The sequence below is a fragment of the Sinorhizobium americanum genome, assembly GCF_001651855.1.
GTDB classification, from domain to species: Bacteria; Pseudomonadota; Alphaproteobacteria; order Rhizobiales; family Rhizobiaceae; genus Sinorhizobium; species Sinorhizobium americanum.
The window spans coordinates 41,289-61,411 of sequence record NZ_LNQC01000050.1; the positions used below are offsets into that span (position 1 = coordinate 41,289).

Genomic DNA, 20,123 nt, shown 5'->3' on the forward strand with positions numbered 1-20,123 from the left:
TGAAACAGTCTTGAAGCACTGACTCAGTCTTCGTATCGGAAGGAGATTGAGTCGATGATGGGCGAGCAAAGTGCGATGCAGGAGGAGTTGTTCTATGGCTTCAGTCTGGAACGGTACGTGCCGGCGGACCACCTGCTCAGAGCCATCGACCGCTTCGTTGACCTTTCCGGTGTCCGCCAGCACCTCGCGCCGTACTACAGCCCGATCGGCCGTCCCTCGATCGACCCTGAACTGCTGATCCGCATGCTGATTGTCGGCTACTGCTTCGGCATCCGCTCGGAGCGGCGGCTGTGCGAGGAAGTCCATCTGAACCTGGCCTGTCGGTGGTTCTGCCGGCTTGGCCTAGAGGGCGATGTGCCGGACCATTCGACCTTCTCCAAGACACGCCATGGCCGCTTCCGCGATGCCGATCTGCTGCGCGAGCTGTTTGAGACCGTCGTGCGGCGCTGCATGAGAGAAGGCCTCGGCGGCGGCGAGGGCTTTGCCGTCGATGCCAGCATGATCGTGGCGGACGCTCATCGTCAGCGCGGGATCGAAACGGCTGAGGAGCTCAACCCCACGGCAAAGCGGGCTGTGGCCGAGTACCTCGCCACCCTTGATGATGCCGCCTTCGGAGCCGCCACGCCGGTGGAGCCCAAGTTCATCTCGCCGGTCGACCCAGCAGCACGCTGGACCGCCTCCTGGGGCGGCCCGGCTGTCTACGCCTACTGCACCAACTATCTCATCGATGTGGAGCACGCCATCATCGTGGACGTTGAGCCCTCGACTGCGGTGCGTCAGGCCGAGGTGACGGCCGCAAAGACCATGATCGAACGTACTCACGACGAATTCGGCCTGTGGCCGGAACGGCTGATTGCCGACACTGGCTACGGCTCGGCCGAGATGCTGAACTGGCTGGTGCATGAGCGCGGGATCGAGCCGCATATCCCGGTGTTCGATAAGTCCAAGTGCAAGGACGGCACCTTCTCGCGGGAGGACTTCGCCTACGACCATTCAAGCGACACCTACCGCTGCCCAGGTGGCAAGCTTCTTCAGCACTACCGCCGGCGATTCACAACACCGCGGACCGGTGTGGGAAAGGACAACACGCTACGTTATCTGGCGAGCAAGCATGATTGCGACGCCTGCGCACTTAAGCCCCGCTGCTGTCCCAATACGCCGGCGCGCAAGGTAACGCGCTCAATCTATGAGGGCGCGCGCGACATGGCTCGCGACATCGCCAAAACCGACGCGTACCAGACGTCACGCTATCAGCGGAAGAAGGTGGAGATGCTCTTCGCGCACCTCAAACGCATTCTGAAGCTCGATAGATTGCGACTACGCGGCCCCTGCGGTGCCCGCGATGAGTTCCACCTCGCCGCCATCGCCCAGAATCTCAGGAAATTGGCCAAGATCTGCAGCCGGCGGACGGTGATCCCGGCCAGTTAGGGCGAGGAGGTCACGTCGACCTCAATTGCGACGCCCTGAGCGAGCTACCTTTCCGGCTAAAAGCTGACTTCTTCAACACTATCCACCCATCACGGCCACTCAGGACGGACAGAATTCTCTGTCCAGCATCCCCATGATTATGTCGTCTGCCCATCTGCCGTTGATGAAGGCTGATTCCCGCTCTCGCCCTTCCTCGAGGAATCCGCACTTACGATAGCAGGCGATCGCGCGGGTGTTGCTAGCCAGCACCCGTAGCGAAACCCGGTGTAGACCGGTTGAGAATGCATAAGCCAGAGCGAGCCTGATCGCTTCTGTCCCATATCCCCTGCCAAGATATGTGGGGTCATCGATGCCGATAGCGAGGGCGGCGCGCTTGTCGTGCCTGTCCATACTGTGAAAGCGGACATGACCGATGAAGCGGCCAGCATCGATAATCCATGCATATTCCTGCTCCTCGATGAGGCGAATGGCGGCTTCCGCGTGCTCCCTCGTAAAGGGCACCTCAGGGTCGAAGGTGCCGCCATATGCCTCGACGATTTCCTTGTGCCGCCCGAGCGCAAGGCGCACGTCCACATCTTCGCGGATGGGACTGCGGAGGATGAGACGGGCGCTTCGGAGTTCGGGAAGATTGGCTTTCATTTGCAAGCTTCAATGTTGAACGGCTCTGCGTCGCTGAGCGTCATTGTCTGGCGCGCGCAACCCAAAGCTGTTCCCGGCCGTAATCAGGCGGTGATCCGCTGAAATCGGAATAAAGATCGATCACCTCGAAACCGGTGAGTTCGAGCAAGTAGGCCGTTTCCTGCCGCAGGTTCCAGCGCAGCGACCACGACGTTTCTTCGGAGCCCACGACATTTCCCGCTCCATCGAATTCCTCGAAACGAAGGACTTCATGGACCGTCTGCTGATAGGGGTCGGTGTGTCGGGCCACGACCGTCCTGCGGATCAGATGGCCTGAGCGGGGATGCTGCGCCTCGCGCGGCGGAGCCTTGCTACCGTTTCCAAACAGCAATTCGAAGTTCGGATCGAAGAGGTCCAGGATCAGATGGCCGCCGGGAATGAGGTGGCGCCGAATGCAATTCAGCGCCAGCCGTTGCCCTTCCGGCGTGACCACGTGCTGGTAGCTTCGCGCCGGCACGAGGGCGAGCGCAAACCGTTGTTCCAAGTCGAAGCTCGTCATGTCACCTTCGACGAGGCGGGCACGACTGGTCAGCTCAGGCCGGTTGCGGAGCTTTGCAGCGGCTCGATCCAGCATGAGACGGGAAAGGTCCATTCCCACAACCTCATGGCCTGCATCCGCCAACGGGATCAATACGCGCCCGGTTCCGGTCCCGAGCTCAAGGATCGGGCCGCCAGAGCGTCGCGCCGAATCCAGGTAGAATTCGACGTCGCCGGTGAGCAGTCCCCCTCCTGTAAACAGGTCGTAAAGCTCGACACCGAGGCCCCCGGCATAATACGCATTCGGATCGGTCATCATGCGCAGTCCTCGGGTGCAGTCTGAGGTTGTCCAAACAATCTGAAGCGCGCCGCGCAGCGTGTAAAGAGGGGAAGACCGATCTCGTCGGATAATCAAGGCAATTGAGTCCCTCTATTTCTCGATTGTTAACCATTAATTTTTGGCAGCCCTTCCGGCCGCAAGTGCTTCTTCAGCGCGGCGATGCGGAAGATGGCGTTGGCGGCGCCATAGCCGCGATAGCCACGCCGCTCGATGATCTCGAAGAAGAAGCCTTCGCCGTAGGTGGGGCTGTATAGCTGGAAGAATTCGCCGTGTTCGTCGCGGTCGTACAGGATGTTCGCGGCTCTCAGGCGCTCCGTCAAAGCCGGTTCGAGGCCGAAGCGTGCTTCGACGTCGTCGTAGTAGTTGGGCGAGATCTGCAGCGGGCGGAAGCCGTTGCGGCGGAGCGCGGCCGCGGTTGCGAAAATGTCGTCCGTGTGGAAGGCGAGATGCTGGATGCCGGAGCCGAAGGTCTCGGCGATGAAGTGGCCGGCGAGCGTCCGGCGGTTCTCGGCGCCATTGAGCGTCAGGCGCAACGACCCGGAGGCATTTTCGACCACCTGGCTGCGCACCACTCCGGCGGGATCGATGATATCGACCATCGGCGTCTTTGCGGCCGCAAAGATCGAGGTGTAGAACAGGAGCCAGGTCGGCATCTCCTCGTAGGCTACCGTCTGGGCGATATGGTCGACGCGGCGGAGCCCGGCCTCTTCCACCTCGCCACCCTCGACGGACGGCTCGAAGTCGATGTCCCAAATGCGGCCGAGATCGCTCTTATCATCGAGCAAATAGAGGAGCCCGCCGCCGACACCGCGGATCGCCGGCAGCTCGACCTCGCCCGCGGCGACCGGCTGGCTGAAGGGCTCGGCATCGAGCGCCAGCGCCCGCTCCATGGCTTGCTGCGCGTCGTCGACGACAAGGGCGACGGCATAGGCGGAGCTGCCGTGAACGGCATAGGAGGAGCTCGCAAATCCGTTGTCGTCAGTATTGACCAGAATACGGATGTCGCCCTGCTGGTAGAGGTCGACTTTCTTCGAGCGGTGGCTGGCCGCCTTGCGGAAGCCCAGCGTCTTCAGGATGGCGGTGAGGTCGGCGGCGTCCTCGTCAGCGGCCGCGAACTCGACGAATCCGACCCGCTGGACCGGTGCGCGCTCCGGCATCGGCTTGACGGTGAGCGAGCCGGCATCCGGATGCCGCCGCACCTGGTCGCCGAGATAGATTAGCGAGCGATGGCCATCTGCAGCGATCGGCTTGGCGGCGCCGCCGCGGAACTGGTCGTTGAAGATTTCCAGCGAGAAATAGCCGTCGTAGCCGGTTTCGGCGATCGCCCGGGTGAACTCGGCAACGGGCAGGTCGCCTTCGCCGGGCATGTTGCGGAAGTGCCGGCTCCAATAGAGCAGGTCCATGTCGATCAGCGGCGCATCGGCGAGCTGGACGATGAAGATCTTTTCCTTCGGGATGGACCGGATCGAATTGACCTCGAGCTTGCGGGACAACGTGTGGAAGCTGTCGAGGATCAGGCCGATATTCGGGTGATCGGCGCGGCGGACGATCTCCCAGGCGTCGCGATGGTCATGGATGTGCCGGCTCCAGGCCAGGGCCTCGAAGCCCACCTTCAATCCGCGTTTCGCGGCGCGTTCGCCGAGCTCGCGAAGGTCGGCGGCGGCGCGATCGATGCCGCCGAGCGAGATCGGCGAGACGTTCGAGCAGACGAGCAGGAGATCGGTGCCGAGCTGCTGCATGACGTCGAACTTGCGTTCGGCCCGAACGAAGGTGCGGCTGCGGTGCGGCTCCGGCATGCCCTCGAAGTCGCGGAACGGCTGGAACAGCGTGATCTCGAGACCATGGTCGCGCACCATCCGCCCGACATCCGCGGGGCTGCCGTCGAAGGCGAGAAAGTCGTTTTCGAAGATCTCCACGCCGTCGAAACCGGCGGCGGCGATCGCCGTGAGCTTGTCCGGCAACTCGCCGCTGATCGAAACCGTTGCGATCGAAGTCTTCATCGCCGCTCACCTTCGTCGCGATCGCCCTTGTCGAGGCCCCAGAAGGCGATCTGCGTCGGCAGCTGCGCGAGCGTCATCTCGGCGCCGGCCTGGATGGCGATGCCGCGGCGCCGGGCTTCCTCGAGCCAGGGTGTCACCGGCGGCTTCGTCACCGCGTCGGCGATGATTTCCGCCTTTGTCAGCCGCTCCGGCGGAAAGGGATAGGGATCGGCAGGATTCATGCCGGCCGGTGATGCATTGACGGCGATGTCGACATCGATGCCGTCGGGCAAAACGTCATGGGCGTGAAGCTCAGGATAGTCGCGGCGCAACTGCCCGATCAGGCGGTCCGCCTTCGCCTGGTCACGTTCGATGACGATGATCGTTGCCGCACCCGCCTCGGCAAGCGCATAGATGATCGCCGTCCCGGCACCGCCGGCACCGACGACCAGTGCGGTCTTGCCCTTGACGGTGACGCCGTTCCTGGCAAGCGCCGCAACCATGGCGTCGCCGTCGACCATGTCGCCGAGGAGCGTGCCGTCCGGCCTCCTGCGGATGATGTTGACGGCACCGGCCCGGCGGGCCCGCTCCGTCAGCTCGTCGACGCCGGCGCAGGCCGCCTGCTTGTGCGGCATCGTCACCGAAACGCCGGGGCAATTGGGCGTTCCTCGAATGGCATCAAGGAACGCCGCCACCTTCTCGGGGAAGATGTCCACCGGGATGAGGACGGCCCCCACATCATTGTCGGAGAACCACGCGTTCACCGGTCCCGGCGACTTCACCTGCTCGACGGGGTGACCGATGAGCGGAATGAAGACGGTCTTTCCGGTAATCTCCGGGACGGGCGGCATTCATGCCTCCTCGAGATGGGCGCCGAGGAAGAGCTGGCCGACACGGGGATCGGCGAGCAGCTTGTCGGCCCTGTCGTACATCCGGCTGCGGCCCTGTTCGAGCACCAGGCCGAAGTCGGACATGGCGAGCGCCGGCTTGGCATTCTGCTCGACCATCAGGATGGTCACGCCCTGGTCGCGCAGCCGGATCAGCGTGCGGAAGGTCTCGTTGATCATCTGCGGCGAAAGGCCGATCGACGGTTCGTCGATGAGGATCAGCGACGGATCGAGCAGCAAGGCACGGGCGATCTCGAGCTGCTTCTGCTGACCGCCGGAAAGCGTGATCGCCTGTTCCTTCGCCTTCTCCTTGAGGATCGGGAACTGCTCCATCACCTCGTCGATGCGCCTGGCGATCTTCGCCTGGTCGCCGGAGGAGATGCCGCCGATCTCGAGATTGTGGCGCACCGAGAGCATCGGGAAGAGGTTGCGCCCCTGCGGCACATAGGTGACGCCCTTGCCGAGCATCTTGGCCGGCGGCAGGGAGGTGACGTCCTCGCCGTTGAGGAGCACATTCCCCGAGCGGATTTTCAGAAGCCCGAAGATCGCCTTGAAGACCGTCGACTTGCCTGCCCCGTTCGGGCCGATCACCGTGGTGATCGTCCCCTTGTCGATCTTGAAGGACGTGCCGTTCAGGATCGTCATTTTGCCGTAGCCGCCATAGACCTGCTTGAGTTCCAGCATGGCTCAACCTCCGAGATAGGCTTCGATGACGGTCGGATCGTTGCGCACCGTTTCCGGGTCGCCTTCGGCAATGATCCTGCCGTTCGCCAGAACGATGATGCGCGTGCAGAGCGACATCACGAATTCCATGTTGTGTTCGATGACGACGAAGGTGGCGCCGCGTTCCTGGTTGAAGGCCTTCAGCCGCTCCTTGAGGTCGGCGAGCATGGTGAGGTTGACGCCGCCGGCCGGCTCGTCGAGCATCACCAGCTTCGGCCCCGCCATGAAGGCCATGGCTGCGTCGAGCAGCTTCTGCTGGCCGTAGGAAAGCGATCCCGCCTTCTCGTGGGTCTGGTGCCCGAGCCGGAAGAAGTCGATCATCCGCAGGGCCTCTTCGGTGAGGCCCGCATCCGGCTTGCCGAAGAGCCGCGACAGCATCGTGCCCTTGTGCTCCTGGCCGGCGAGGATGATGTTGTCGAGCACGGTCATCTCGGGGAAGACCTGCAGCATCTGGAAGGTGCGGCCGACGCCGAGCTTGTTGAGATCGCAGGGGGGCTTGCCCGCGACCTCCTTGCCGTCGACGAGCACGGTGCCGGTCGAGGCCGGCAGCTGTCCGAGGACGCAGTTGAAGAGCGTCGACTTGCCGCTGCCGTTCGGACCGATCAGGCCGAGGATCTCGCCCTGGTGGACGTCGAAGGAGACATTGTCCACCGCCTTGACGCCGCCGAAGGACTTGCTGACATTGCGTACGGAAAGGACCGGCGTCATCGTCCTGCCTCCCAGGTCGTGGCGTTGGGGTTCTGCCTGAGCTTCAGCGCCGTGCGGGCACGCTCGACGAGGCCGAGCAGGCCGGTCGGGCAGAAGACCATCAGCACGATGACCAGCGTGGCATAGATCATCAGGTAATATCCTTCGGTGAAGCGCAGGAATTCCGGCGCCAGAACGATCAGCAGCGCGCCGAGGATCGGGCCGAAGAAGAAGCCAGCGCCGCCGACGATGACCATCAGCAGGACCTTGAGCGAGATGGTTAGGCCGAAGGAATGCGGATCGATGAACTGGGTGAGCTGGGCTAGCAGGCTGCCGGCAAGCCCGCCATAGGAGGAGCCGATGGCGAAGGCGAGCAGCGTCGTCTTGCGGATGTCGACGCCGAGGCTGTTGGCGCGGATCGGGTTTTCCCGGAGGGCCTTGAAGGCGCGGCCCCAGGGCGAACGGATGATGGCGTAGAGGGCGACAGCCATCAGCACGAACAGCGCCAGCACGAAGAAGTAGAAGGCGAGCGGCTTCTGCGTCTGCAAGCCGAAGAGTTCCGGCCGCGGGATGCCGACGATGCCATAGGTGCCGCCGGTCAACCATTCCTCATTGCGCAGCATCAGCACCACCAGTGCGTTGAAGGCGAGCGTGATGAAAGCGAGGAAGTGATGCTGGACGCGGAGCGCCGGGTAGCCGAGCAGAAATCCGATAACGAAGCACAGCACCATCGCGGCGATCATCGCCGCCGGCCACGGCACGCCCGCCATGGTCATGAGCGCCGTCGTATAGGCGCCGATGCCCATGAAGGAGGCCTGGGCGAGCGACACCTGGCCGGCATAGCCGAGCGTTAGGTTGAGTCCCATGGCGGAGATCGAATAGACCAGCCATGAGCACAGCACGAACACGCCGTAATTCGACTGCGTGAAGGGGAGCAGGATCAGGATCGCGAGACCCGCGACCAGTGTAGCGAGAGTGTGCTTGCTCATACGGTGCGTCCTTCCGCCTTTCCGAGCAGGCCCTGCGGCCGCACGAGAATGATGATGATGAGCAGGATCAGCGGCACCGCGGAGCGATACGGCGCGGAAACGTAGGCTGCCGAGAGATTGTCGATGACGCCGAGCAGGAGACCGCCGGCCAGCGCGCCGCGGATCTGGTTGAAGCCGCCGACGATCGCCGCGATGAAGGCGATCAGGCCGAGCGTCTCGCCGTTCGAGAACTTCGCCAGGTAGATCGGCGAGATCAGGATGGAGGCGAGAAAGGCGAGGCCGGCATTGATCAGGAACGTGTAGAGGATCATCCGCCGAACCGGCACGCCGAGGATTTCGGCGACGTTCGGGTTCTGCGCCGTCGCCTGCATGCAACGGCCGATCTTCGTGCCGTTCAGGAAGAGCTGCAGCAGCGCCACGGCGCCGAGCGCGATCAGCAGAACGGCGATGTCCTGTACCGAGATGGCGGCGCCCAGCACGTTGAGGGTGCGGTCGGAAAACAGGGCTGGGAAGGGCAGCGCCTCGGCCGTGTAGAACTGCTTGACGCCTTCCTTCATCAGGATGCCGAGGGCGATCGTGGCGATGACGATCGGCAGGACGCCGTGCGGCAGTAAGGGATCGATGATGATGCGCTTGAAGCCGAGGCCGAGCAGCAGCAGCGAAAGCACCACCGCGACCGCCATCGCCACCGGAAAGCTCAGGCCGAGGAACTGCGTCCCGGCCAGAACGAAGAAGGCGGGCAGCATGATGAACTCGCCCTGGGCGAAATTGATCGTCTGCGACGCCTGCCAGAGCAGGGTGAAGCCGATCGCCGCGAGCGCATAGATCGACCCCGTTGCCAGTCCGGAGACGAACAACTGGAAAAACGTATTCATGGAAGATGTCCCCAAGAAAGGGGGCTTCGGGCCCGGCGGGCCGGAAGCCTCACCGTTTTTAGAGTTTCGGCAGCGTGGTCACGACGGTCTGCTTGCCGTCCTTGACCTCGACGAGGAAGCTTTCGCGGTTGACCTCGCCCTTGTCGTCCCAGCTTGTCTCCATCAGGATGCCGGGTTCGTCGGCAGGCGTGATGGTCAGGCCATGCAGCGCATCCGCGAAGGCCTGGCGGTCGACCTTGCCATTCTTGGTGGTGACGTATTTCACCACATAGGCGCCCATATAGGCCTTGATGGCGTTGTGGTCGGGCTTGTAGCTGTACTTCGCCTCGAACTTCTTGGCGAATTCCTCGATGCCGGGGATCGGCGCATTGGCGCTGAGGCCGACATGCCCGCGCACGCCGTTGACCGCTTCGCCGGCAAGGTCGACGACCTTCTGGTTCATCAGCGTCGTTTCGCCGAAGATCGGCTGGGTGACGCCCTGCTTGCGGATTTCCTTGAGCAGCCGCGCGCTTTCCTCTTCATGCAGATAGGCGAAGATCGCGTCCGCATTGCTCGACTTCAGCTTGATGACGTCGGCTGCGAAATCGGCCTGGCCCACTTCGCTCGACACGTCGGCGTTGACGGCGATGCCGTTCTTCTCCAGCTCGGCTACGAAGGAATCGCGTCCACCCTTGCCGAAGTCGTCATTGACCCAAGCGACGGCGACCGACTTCACCTTCATTTCCTCGGTGAGGTACTTGACCAGTTTCGGCATCGACTGCTGTGCGCCGAAAGAGGTGCGGAAGATGTAGGGATTGCCCATGTCGGTGATGAATGGGGCTTCGGCGCCGGTCAGCTGCGGCACGCCGTTCTGCTGGGCGACCATCATGTTGACCTTGACCGAGCCGGAATAGATCGGCCCCATGATTACATAGGCGCCGTCGTCGATCGCCTTCTGCACCATGGCGCGCGAGGTCGTCGGGTCGGTCTGCGTGTCGTAATCGGTCACCTCGACCTGTTCGCCGAGGATGCCGCCGGCAGCATTGATCTCCTCGAAGGCGAGCTTCAGCGCGTCGCGCCAGTTGCTTCCCACGGTGGCGCCGGCGCCCGAAAGCTCGATCACGTTGGCGATCTTTATCGTGTCCGCCCAGGATATGTTCGGCAGGCCGGCCGATAGCGCCACGGCAATTGCGATCGACGCAAGTGCTCTCTTCGTCATGTTCTCCTCCTATGTCGTTCTTCCATGGGCGGCGATCCTCCCCCGCCCAGCTGCGTGATACTGTCCCATCTCTTACGTAACGGCAAATATCAAGTTATGAAGAGTCAATAACATCATGTTATCTTTTGGCGCGGTTCATTTCGGTTCTCAGCGTGTCGATGAAGCGTTCCGAAAAGATCGACAGCGGAACGTCGCGCCGATAGGCGACGAAGGTTGGGAAGGTCGTGTCCGCTTCGATTTCCACGCATTTGATTCCCGGCACTTGGCCGGCGGCGACGGTGAACTCGTCGATGATGGCAATGCCGAGCTCGGCGGCGACGAGGGCGCAGACGGTCGTGCCGAAACGCGCCTTGATCTTCATATCATAGGCGAGGTTCTGACGACGAAAAATCTCGGTCATAACCCGTCCGTAGGGATCGTTCGGATCGATGCCGATCAGAGTATGGCGGACGATTTCTTCCGGCGCGATGCTGTCCTTGCCGGCGAGCTCGCTGTCCTGCGGAACGATGCAGAGCAGCCGGCCGGTGGCGAGCGGTTCGAAATGGATGATCGAGTGCTCGAGATAGGAACTGATCGCCACCACCTCGCCGCGGCCGACGAGCAGATAGTCGATCGCCTCCTCGATCTTCAGAATGTTGATGTCGACATAAAGTGATGGATATTGCTGGCGCAGCTTGGCGATCGCCCGCGGCACCATCACATTGGCGATGCTGGGAACCGAGCCGACGCTGAGTTCCAGCCCGTCGCCCTTTTCCAGCCGCTGCACGGCAAACTGCAGATCCTCGACCTGGCGATAGACGGTATCGAGCAAGCCGAAAATGTGCCTGGCCTCCGGTGTCGGCACATAGCGCCCATGACTGCGGTTGAAGAGGCGGACCCGAAGGCTGTCTTCCGTATACTTCATCAGCCGGCTGACGCCGGGTGCCGCGACGCCAAGAAGTTTCGCCGCGCCGGCGATCGTGCCGGTGACCATGATAGCGCGGATCACTTCTATTTGGCGTAGCGTCAGCATGTTTCCTCCGGGAACGGCTCAGCGTTTTTTTGGCGGTTCACTGTCTGAGCGTGTCGCAGAATGCGGATGGAACAGCTAGGTGTCGAGCGCCCTTTTGACTTGGGAACCTCCTTATTGCAGGCGACCCTAACCCCGCGTAGGACATCGACGCCTCTCACCTTCCTGCGCACAAAATTGCGCTTCTGATTGGCCCGTGTCCACTCAGGCGCAATGCCAATCCAACTGAGACGTTCGGCAAAGTGCTCGCCGATCCAGGCTGTGGCGCGGGGCGAGCTCGTGTTAGTTGATTCCGGAACGGTAGCTTTGGCTCCGCCATTCGGCTGTCTTTCTGCCAATTTCCGTTCACCACCCTTCCCGACGGATGGGAACCGGAAAGGTCGACCCTAAGCGGTCGGCGGGAACCGCACCAGGAATTGCACGGTTCGGCCCGACGCGGACGTTTGGTTCGGCGGGGCACCCACCTCACCCCCAGGCATACGCTCGTATTCGTCGTCGCGTTCACGCGGCCTCGCGCCGCACTTCAAGACACGTAAGCAAGTCCTCATGTTCATCGCCTCGTAGGCTGGTCCAGCCCGTGTCAAACGCGGAGCTAGCGGCGGGCGGTGGACCGAAGACTCGGTCTCGAACACCCCATCCGTGATCGATATCCCGGCCGAAGGCGCGACCTCGTCAAGCAGTGGCGCGAACAGGTTGCCGCTGCAGACGGGGCGGCTGAGGAACCTTCGCAGCGATGACTCTGGCAAGGCACTGCGGAGACTTCGCGCGGAGTGTCTGGTATGTCTGCTCATGGCGCAACTTGCTCGTTCAGATGAGCGAGGCAAAGGGCCGCTGTCCACCCACTGCGACGTGACCCTGAACCGGAGCGATCGACCGAGGACGTGTGAAAACGCGGGTGCGGGACGGTCGATGGCGCGGCAGGGCAAGTTGGTTCTGCCTGCACCTGTGGATAGGTGGAGTTCGCAGCAGTGATCGTTGATCCTCCTGTTGCGGAGCCGCCGATTAAAAAAGCCAGCCATCCCGAGATCGTCGTCGGCGCTGTCACGATACGTCTGGAAGAAGGCGCGTCTGCTAGTCGGATCGCCGCTGTCGCATGTGCCTTAGCGGTTCCGGCATGATCTTTCCCTCGAACCATGCTCGGCTAATGGTGGCGACCAAGCCTGTAGACTTTCGCGAAGGTCACGACGGTCTGGCGGCACTGGTCAAGAACGAGTTGCACAAAGACCCGTTCACCGTCGCGTCCGCCTCATAGGTCTCGTGGATGATCGCCAGCTTCTCTGCCATGCTCCAGCGCCGCCGACGTTCCGGCCCGGAGAGGACTTCCATCTTAAAATTGCTGCTAGTCATATTACCAACATTACTCCTACCCACTTAACTAAGTGGGGGAGCATGTCCGAGCCTTTCGGGGGCTAATTCAAAGACGCCATTGAAGCCTTCGGCTACCCCAAACCTTGATCGCCTCGCCTTGACACACCGCCTCCACAGCTTCTGACTTAACCCAGCTTATTGTGGAAGTGCGACGCAACCCGATCAGCAGCCGCACGGACTGTCTCGGCTTGGTCGTAAAAGTCGTAGTGTTTTCCCTCTGTCCAATGTAATTCTTTTGGACCCGCCAAAAGGCCATACATTTTGCGAGCCTGATCAGGGAACGCTGCGCCATCTGAGTGAACTACGAGAGCTGGTGCCGTAACATGCGGAGCCTGGGCCAAAGGATCAAACGCGAGCCAGGGCTCCCATGCCATAACTGCAAACTCGTTGCGCCAGGCACGAACGCTCCCGCCGCGTGAATGATCCATATAGTATTCGTTGGGGCCGGAGCTCACCGCAGTTTTGTCGTTCGGCATATAGGCGAAGACCGTTTGGATTACCCCTTCGTCGTCATAGCGCTTACGCGCCTCTCGACTTGCCGCGATCCGGCTGTCGATACCCTCTTTGCCGCCGAACATCTTCGACACCAGCTCCGGGTCGGAGAAAAAACCTGCGACAGTGGCTAACGCGCCCACATTGGGGTCCTTCGCAGCCGTGTAAAGAGCCGTGCCGCCGGACGTGCAAATTCCGAGGATACCGGTCCCGGCGACGTCGCTACGTTTCTTCAGGTACCGCAAGGCAGCCGACAAGTCCTCTGCCTTTGAAGCTTGGTCCTCGAACTGCCGCATCGCACCGCTACTCTCGCCGTAATTGCGATAGTCAATTGCGAGCGCAATGATGCCGCGCCGGGCAAGCTCGCCGGCATAATTTCCGCCCATCTGCTCCTTCACCGAGGTTAGCGAACCGCCGACCGCCACGGCCGGATAGCGGCGTGATGGATCATGTCCCTCTGGAAGATAAAGATTGGCTACGACGAAACCGTCCCCGCTCTTAAAGCTGACTTTTTCAGGCACTGGCTGGGTTCGCTCGGTAAGGGTTTGTGCCATGGTATTTTTTCCTGCGCTGAGAAGGAAGGCGGTCGCACCGACAGCTAGACCGAGGTTCCGGCGAGTAATCGTTGTTAGGGGCATTGTCGGCGCTTCCTCATTATTCGCTCAAATAATATTTGGTGGAATCCAGTTTGATAATCTGCAAAAATATGAAAGGGTTTTTAAGGTAGATTTGATAATGCGAGCGGACCTACTGGATGGAATAGTCGTCTTTACCCGTGTCGCGGAACGACGCAGCTTTACCGCTGCTGCGCTCGAACTCGGCGTGACGCCTGCTGCGATCAGTTGGACGGTCAAGCAACTGGAAGCGCGTGTGGGCGCGCCGCTTTTCACCCGCACAACACGATCTGTCGGGCTTACCCAAGCGGGACAACTCTTTTTGGAGCAGGCTACAGCGGGCATCGCCTACGTTGAAGCTGCATATGAGGCAGCTCAGCGCCTCAGTGACAACCCAAGAGGGCTGCTGCGCTTGAGCGTACCCTATGTGGCGCAGACGCTTATCGAGCCCATGCTCAAGGGATTTACTGACGCATACCCGGACATCGAACTCGAACTGGTCTTTGAGGACCGTTTTGTCGATGTCGCCGGAGAAGGCTATGATGCTGGCATCAGGGTCGGAGAAATGATCGCACAGGATATGGTGGCCGTACGGCTCACCCAAGCTTCTCCGAGGGTGGTTGTAGGGTCACCTGCTTACTTTGCAGATCGCGGGAAACCTCTGCGGCCGGAAGAGCTTGAGCATCATGCCTGTATCAATATTCGCCTCGCCGGAGGCGCGGTCTACCGCTGGGATTTTGTAGAGCACAGTAAGGAGAATGGGACCCGATCCTTCGTGATGGACGTGGAAGGGCGTCTAACCGTGAATGGACCTGCAACTTCCCTCTCGGCGGCGCAGGCAGGGGTAGGTCTAGCCTACAATATCGAGGTTGTTGTCGAACCGCTGATCCGCGAGGGTCTCCTCGAGAAGTGCCTCGAAGCATTTATGCCTATAAGCCCCGGTTTTTTCATCTACTTTCCGGACCGAAAACAAGCACTACCAAAATTACGAGCATTCATAGATTACTGGCACCATTATCACCCCTCTCAAACCACTGTGTTCTGAGCACAGTTAGCTCGCCGAGCAAAAAGCAAAATCGGATTCCGGCGCAACCTGATCAAGGTGTAAGGGGAACAGCGCTCTGATGTCCGTTGTCAATGCTTTGGGCACGAGGAACCGACCGTCCAAACGAACGGCTGTTCATGATGATGATCGCGTATGGGTGGAGGCGGGACTCAAGGACGTCGGTGATCAAGCTCTGATGCGCGGATTGGATACCGCATTCCCGATAATGCGTCCGGGGCTGTTCCTATCTTACTGCGGGCGTCGGTCAGTGCCGGCCACAAAGCGGCTGACGGATATTCCCCTGCCGTTGTCCCGCCTCCGCCCATGCGCGAGGTGCAAGTTTGCTGCAGTGACCTATGTTCTGATCGCCTGCGCCTCCCTTGCAACAGCCCACATGAAGCCGGCCAGTTCTCGGGCAATTGCAGTGCAAACTACTGTCGTTCGTTTTCCCCGTACGGCAAGCAAACGATATCGAGCCGTCAATCTGCTCTGAGCTTTCCACGCGATCTCTCTGACTGCCGGCGGGGCTGCCTGCAGGTGGTACAGCTTCCTAACGCCCAGCTTCGGTGGATGCCGATACGTCCACGCACTCTCAACAAGCATGTGTCGGACTCGTCCATTGCCAGCCTTCGTTATTGCGCCTCGTCTTACGGTCTCCCCCGTGGATCGCTCGCCAGGAACGAGACCGAGATAGCCCATCAATTGGCGTGGGCTTTCAAAGCGGGTCACGTCACCGACTTCCGTGGCGAAGGTGACGGCGACAATCAGATCGACCCCGCGCAGCGTTTGCAGGGCTCGAACAACCGGGCCGAGAGACCAGTTCGGGACGAACTCCTCGATCACTTTCTCCAGTCGTTCGACACGCTCCTTCGAGATGCGAACTGCCTCGACCATTTCTTGCAGCGCTATCTGATGTGCCGGATGATCGAACCACTGCTCTTGCAGCCAGTGCAGATACCGCATCGTCCAGCCTTTCTTGCGCGGATAGACGCGCCCGTGTTTGAGCATGAAGGCACTTACCTGTTGCCGATGAACCCGCAACGTCTCGACAGCGGCAGAGCGGGCGCGAACGAGATCTCGCATAGCTTCGTGACCCTCGTCGGGAACCCAGACTGCCGTGAGCTCGCCGGCCCTCAATAGCCGGGCGAGCGCAAGCGCGTCTCGACGGTTCGTCTTGACGCGGTCACCAGGCTTTTTCGGGATTAGCGACGGAGCGACAACCATGCAGTCATGGCCCAGCGACTTGATGAGCCGGTGGAGGCCGTAACCGGTGGGGCCGGCCTCGTAGCAGAAATGCACGTGATCAAACTTTGCGGCTATACGCTGGATAATGCGGCGCATGCTGGCATCCGATGCCTCAACCTCGCCGACATAACGGATCTCTCCGTTCCGGCCACATTCAGCAATCGCAATCGCGTTCTTCAGCTTGGCAACATCGATTCCGACAAAAGCTTCTCTATAATCTGCCACGGCTCGTCCTCCTGTCGTGAGGATCGGCTCGGCCTATCCGTGCAACCCTCGGAAGACCAGAGTAGGGCGAGCCACCTCAGCCACGAAGAAGGACATACGGACTTATGGTGCGTCAGGGGACGGTCCGCGCTTTGAGCGCGCCGGCCAGGCATAGAGCTTGCGCTCTCGACGGTCATGTGAGCGCGAGGTCCGCCCCGATGGGGCCGGATTACGCCTGTGACACTGGGCTCCTCCCATCCTCATGAGGAGGAGTCGCCGAAGTGCGGCACGCTCCCGTTCCGGAAGTCGATTATCTGTCACCGAAACCCGTTCCGGCGACAACTCCGGAATATGCCAAGGGGGGAGATCCTTCCGTCGAAATTGCCGCGCCGGCGCCAGTAACGGAGAAGCCTTTGACGGCCGCCGCGGCGGAGGCGGGCCCGGTCAAGGCAGAACCTGCGGCAGACGCGAAAGCTGCAGCACCTGCCAAACGCACCGCCAATAAAGAGGCGCTGCGCCCGAAGCCCAAGGCGACTGCTGCAAAAGCGGCTGGTGCGGAAGCATGTGCAAGCCTTGATGCAATGGAAGCCCGGATAAAGGCCATCGAGGAGGGCCTCAAACCAAGGGCCGCGCAGCTCAAGGAAGTGGTCGAGACGAAAGCTGAGAAGCTTGGCGACAAGTCTCCGACCAAGCGCCGCAACATCATGGACATCTTCAGCGCAACCGTGCCTGATCCCGTCGAAGTTGGCGTTGCGGCCGAATAGCTTGCGGAGACCGCTCCGAACCCAAGCGGAAGTTCGCCTGCCCCGGTCGAATTCACGCCCATGACCCGTCCCGGTAGGTCGCTGCGACGCAGCTGAATGTCCCAGAACCGGACGAAAGCAGAATCCAACTTACGCTGCCTGCAGCCCGACCAGCTTCGCGGTCAGCTGTGGACAGGCGTCGGCGCGGGAGGCGAAGATAAAGGCCACCACCACGACATCTTCCCGCGCAGCTCCTTGAGGGACCCGCGCCTGCAATCCTGGATCGTTAAACTCACCTCTGGCGCCGGCCAAATACTTGGCCAGGCTTCACACTCTGGGGTGGCATGACGGAAGATGAGCCCCAGGCGGCCCACCCCTCCAGCCCCATCTCGCCTCCGCGTTCCCCTCTCCCCCTGCTATCCCTTCAACTCCTTCTTCAGTTCGTTCAAGAAACGCCAGTCGGTGCCATGGGCCAGGAGCTCATGGGGTGTGCTCTTGAGCATTCCGACTTCGTGGAGGCGCAGGGCGTAAAAGCGCAGGGTGTCCTCAGCGCTATACTCACGCCACTGATAGGGGAGCGCCTTCATGACCTGGAGGGCGTGGTCATAGCGCTCAGTATAGCCCTGGTCCACCATAAACTGAGCGGATTGCTCGGGCTCGCTGGCGCAGAAATCCGCCGCTTTCAAGATGGCGCGGAGGGCGCGTTTGGTGGCCACCGGATTCGTGCGGACGAACTCCCGGTTCCCAGCCAGCATGCAGCAGAAGTATTGCGACCAGGGCCGGTCCACGATGCTGCTAATCACCACATGGCCGATCCGCTGCTCCCGCATCTCCTGCGGTTCGGGGGGAAAGCCTAGGTAGGCATCGATCTTCCCCTCGCTGAGGAGCCGGATGGACTCGGGTCCCGGATACGTGACGAAGTGTATGTCCTTGTGGAGGTCCAGGCCCACATAAGCCGTGATGGTGGCGAGAAAGACGAATCGGCTGGAATCCAGCGTTGGTACGGCCACGGTCTTCCCCTTGAGGTCGCGGATCGCCTGGACGCGATCGGTCCCGAACAGCTCAAAGCAGCCGACGTGGAGTCCTGCCAGGATGACGATGGGATCCCCCGCCTCCAGGCGGAGAAGGAGCGGGGCGGCGAAATGCCCATTGAGGTCGGCTTCACCGGAGGCGAGGGCCGGCGCGATGTCTGCGGTCCCCTCTTTTTGAAGGTAGTGCACCTCGGTGAACCCTTCGCTGCGCAGCAGTTCTTCGGCTACAAACTGGGGGGCCTGACAGATGCTGGGAATCCGGACGAGCCGGATCCGCGTCGTCTCAGGCGGGGGCTCCGCAGCGGCTGGCCCGGGGTGCCAGCCCAGGAGCCCCGCAGTCCCCGCCAGCGTCATCCCACTCAGAAACTTCCGGCGGCTGAACCGTCCAGGGTATAGGGTATGCATGGCTCCCTCCCTTCCAAATGCTGGCCAGTGTGAACCGAGAACGTACCCATGGACGCCTCCGACCGTGCATGAACAGGTACAGCCTCATACGATTTAACGGGATGGGCGATGATAACACATAGTGCCACGGATTGGCACGCGAGGTTGAACCAGCGGCTCGGTGCACGGAAGCGAAGCAATGCTATCTCCGTTCGATCGAGTAGCCCGCGAGCGGTAGGCGCGATCGCTCGAACTGCGCGCGGCGTATTCGCTCGCAGGAGCCGCGATGTGGCGCCCATGCATACGAGCGGCTACGAGCTGAGCAAGCTGCGCCGTCTCCCCGGCGCGACGCCATGATGGCGGTCGGCGGATTCAAGCGAACTATCAAAGTCGGCGCGAACAGATGCTCAAGTAGTAGTCGAGCCGGATGCTGAATGAGAGCTTTCCTCTCGATACCGGCGCATCTAAGGCGTATAGTTACGTGGAACTCAGTGCCCGGTGCGAGAACCACTCCTCTTGGTAAGGCGCACTCCGCATTGATAATTACTTTGCACGGAGCTTCTGCCCTCTGGGATGATTTCTTGAGCGACTCTGATTGGAATTTTTCTGCTGAGTTTGGTGCAGGCCGATGCTGATCGTTCAGAAACGCTGCCAAAACGTGCGGACGTAATCTAAACGATGTGCTTTTCCAGGAAGGAGAGCACGATGCACCTCATGCTCAGCCGCCGCCGCTTCTTGGCAAACGCCACATCGGTGGTCGTCGCTGGCCGGGTCGGCGCAGCGGAATCATTCGCCGCTGAAGCGCCATTGGAAACCAGCACTATCCGCCTGGCAAAGATCGGGGGCATCTGCATCGCCCCCCAGTACATCGCCGAGGAGTTGCTGCGCCTGGAGGGGTTCACAGGCGTCCGCTATGTGATGGCGGAAGCAGGCTACGGCCAGGCCGAGAAGATCGCGCGCGGCGATGTGGATTTCAGTTTGAACTTCGCTGCACCACTTGCCCTTGCGATCGATGCGGGTGACCCGATCACTGTTCTGGCCGGCGTGCACCCCGGCTGCTTCGAACTGTTCGGAAACGAAAGCATTCGCGGCATCACGGATCTGAAGGGCAAAACTGTGGGCGTACAAGGCCTGGGTTCAACGCCGCATGTGTTCGTGACCAGCATGGCTGCCTATGTTGGACTTGACCCACAAAAGGATATCCGCTGGGTCACCAATCCATCGGTCCGGCCCATGGAGCTTTTCGTCAAAGGGAAAGTCGACGCGTTCCTCGGTTTTCCACCCGAACCCCAGGAACTGCGCGCCCGCAACATTGGCCACGTGGTCGTAAACAGTGCCATCGATCGTCCCTGGTCGCAGTACTTCTGCTGCATGCTGGCCGGCAATGCGGATTTCGTTCGGAACAACCCTGTAGCCACCAAGCGCGTGTTGCGCGCCATTCTCAGGGCGGCAGACCTATGCGTTGCCGAGCCGCAGCGCGTCGCGCGGCAGATCGTCGATGGCGGGTTCACAGCTAACTACGATTATGCCCTGCAGACGATGAGCGAGGTGCCTTACGGCAAATGGCGCGAATACGATCCCGAGGACACGATTCGGTTTTACGCCCTGCGGCTGCATGAGTCGGGCATGATCAAGTCGAGCCCGCAAGAAATCATCGCCGACGGTACCGATTGGCGCTTCCTCAACGAGGTGAAACGCGAGCTGAAGACGTAAGCGGGTGGCCGGCA

The 20,123-nt window shown here is 61.3% G+C and carries 17 protein-coding genes and 1 pseudogene; 5 read left to right on the top strand and 13 right to left on the bottom strand.

Annotated features, from left to right (window positions below; genetic code table 11):
* The first annotated feature begins 54 nt into the window (after positions 1 to 54).
* A complete protein-coding gene (locus tag ATC00_RS13060; RefSeq protein ID WP_064253111.1) occupies positions 55 to 1,428 on the top strand; it encodes an IS1182 family transposase in 1,374 nt (457 codons plus the stop codon).
* 99 nt (positions 1,429 to 1,527) lie between these two features.
* On the opposite strand, the gene ATC00_RS13065 is transcribed toward ATC00_RS13060, so the two are convergent.
* The 10 genes from ATC00_RS13065 to ATC00_RS13110 form a co-directional block, all read right to left on the bottom strand.
* Positions 1,528 to 2,067, bottom strand: a complete 540-nt coding sequence (locus ATC00_RS13065; RefSeq protein ID WP_064253112.1) for a GNAT family N-acetyltransferase — start codon at positions 2,065 to 2,067, stop codon at positions 1,528 to 1,530.
* A gap of 40 nt (positions 2,068 to 2,107) precedes the next feature.
* A complete protein-coding gene (locus tag ATC00_RS13070) occupies positions 2,108 to 2,899 on the bottom strand; it encodes a class I SAM-dependent methyltransferase (RefSeq protein WP_161951905.1) in 792 nt (263 codons plus the stop codon).
* A gap of 128 nt (positions 2,900 to 3,027) precedes the next feature.
* Positions 3,028 to 4,923: a bifunctional sugar phosphate isomerase/epimerase/4-hydroxyphenylpyruvate dioxygenase family protein gene (locus ATC00_RS13075; protein ID WP_064253114.1), complete on the bottom strand. Its 1,896-nt coding sequence runs from the start codon at positions 4,921 to 4,923 to the stop codon at positions 3,028 to 3,030.
* The gene (locus ATC00_RS13080; RefSeq protein ID WP_064253115.1) at positions 4,920 to 5,753 is read right to left on the bottom strand and encodes a shikimate dehydrogenase family protein; all 834 of its coding nucleotides are present in this window, start codon (positions 5,751 to 5,753) and stop codon (positions 4,920 to 4,922) included. Before ATC00_RS13080 ends, ATC00_RS13075 begins: the two co-directional genes overlap by 4 nt.
* Complete coding sequence (locus ATC00_RS13085) at positions 5,754 to 6,473, bottom strand: ABC transporter ATP-binding protein (RefSeq protein WP_064253116.1); 720 nt, start codon at positions 6,471 to 6,473, stop codon at positions 5,754 to 5,756.
* A gap of 3 nt (positions 6,474 to 6,476) precedes the next feature.
* Positions 6,477 to 7,220, bottom strand: coding sequence for an ABC transporter ATP-binding protein (locus ATC00_RS13090; protein WP_064253117.1), 744 nt, complete (start codon positions 7,218 to 7,220; stop codon positions 6,477 to 6,479).
* Entirely contained in the window at positions 7,217 to 8,188 is a 972-nt protein-coding gene (locus ATC00_RS13095) for a branched-chain amino acid ABC transporter permease (RefSeq protein ID WP_064253118.1), read from the bottom strand. The genes ATC00_RS13090 and ATC00_RS13095 overlap by 4 nt, the downstream gene beginning before the upstream one ends.
* Positions 8,185 to 9,063: a branched-chain amino acid ABC transporter permease gene (locus ATC00_RS13100; protein ID WP_064253119.1), complete on the bottom strand. Its 879-nt coding sequence runs from the start codon at positions 9,061 to 9,063 to the stop codon at positions 8,185 to 8,187. The genes ATC00_RS13095 and ATC00_RS13100 overlap by 4 nt, the downstream gene beginning before the upstream one ends.
* Positions 9,064 to 9,121: 58 nt before the next feature.
* Entirely contained in the window at positions 9,122 to 10,261 is a 1,140-nt protein-coding gene (locus ATC00_RS13105) for an ABC transporter substrate-binding protein (RefSeq protein WP_037421275.1), read from the bottom strand.
* Positions 10,262 to 10,379: 118 nt separating this feature from the next.
* Positions 10,380 to 11,273 (bottom strand): LysR family transcriptional regulator, encoded by an 894-nt coding sequence (locus ATC00_RS13110; RefSeq protein WP_064253120.1) that lies wholly within the window; start codon positions 11,271 to 11,273, stop codon positions 10,380 to 10,382.
* A gap of 1,141 nt (positions 11,274 to 12,414) precedes the next feature.
* Between ATC00_RS13110 and tnpB the strand changes: the two genes are divergently transcribed.
* On the top strand, positions 12,415 to 12,522 hold the full coding sequence (gene tnpB, locus ATC00_RS34035) for an IS66 family insertion sequence element accessory protein TnpB (protein WP_412458387.1): 108 nt from the start codon (positions 12,415 to 12,417) through the stop codon (positions 12,520 to 12,522).
* Between the two features lie 241 nt (positions 12,523 to 12,763).
* On the opposite strand, the gene ATC00_RS13120 is transcribed toward tnpB, so the two are convergent.
* Positions 12,764 to 13,684 carry an alpha/beta hydrolase gene (locus ATC00_RS13120; RefSeq protein WP_064253121.1) on the bottom strand — a complete coding sequence of 307 codons (921 nt, stop codon included), beginning with the start codon at positions 13,682 to 13,684 and terminating at the stop codon, positions 12,764 to 12,766.
* On the opposite strand from ATC00_RS13120, the gene ATC00_RS13125 reads away from it, so the two are divergent.
* The gene (locus ATC00_RS13125; protein ID WP_234782291.1) at positions 13,683 to 14,789 is read left to right on the top strand and encodes a LysR family transcriptional regulator; all 1,107 of its coding nucleotides are present in this window, start codon (positions 13,683 to 13,685) and stop codon (positions 14,787 to 14,789) included. The genes ATC00_RS13120 and ATC00_RS13125 overlap by 2 nt on opposite strands.
* 354 nt (positions 14,790 to 15,143) lie before the next feature.
* On the opposite strand, the gene ATC00_RS13130 is transcribed toward ATC00_RS13125, so the two are convergent.
* Positions 15,144 to 16,259, bottom strand: a complete 1,116-nt coding sequence (locus tag ATC00_RS13130; RefSeq protein ID WP_064253123.1) for an IS110 family RNA-guided transposase — start codon at positions 16,257 to 16,259, stop codon at positions 15,144 to 15,146.
* Positions 16,260 to 16,534: 275 nt separating this feature from the next.
* Here ATC00_RS13130 and ATC00_RS33410 point away from each other — a divergent pair.
* Positions 16,535 to 17,002: pseudogene (locus tag ATC00_RS33410) on the top strand (type IV secretory system conjugative DNA transfer family protein); the annotation flags it as partial.
* A 395-nt stretch (positions 17,003 to 17,397) separates the two neighbouring features.
* Here the strand turns inward: ATC00_RS33410 and ATC00_RS13140 are convergent.
* Positions 17,398 to 18,417, bottom strand: coding sequence for an ABC transporter substrate-binding protein (locus ATC00_RS13140; protein ID WP_064253124.1), 1,020 nt, complete (start codon positions 18,415 to 18,417; stop codon positions 17,398 to 17,400).
* Between the two features lie 684 nt (positions 18,418 to 19,101).
* Between ATC00_RS13140 and ATC00_RS13145 the strand changes: the two genes are divergently transcribed.
* A complete protein-coding gene (locus ATC00_RS13145; RefSeq protein ID WP_064253125.1) occupies positions 19,102 to 20,109 on the top strand; it encodes an ABC transporter substrate-binding protein in 1,008 nt (335 codons plus the stop codon).
* The last annotated feature ends 14 nt before the right edge of the window (positions 20,110 to 20,123 follow it).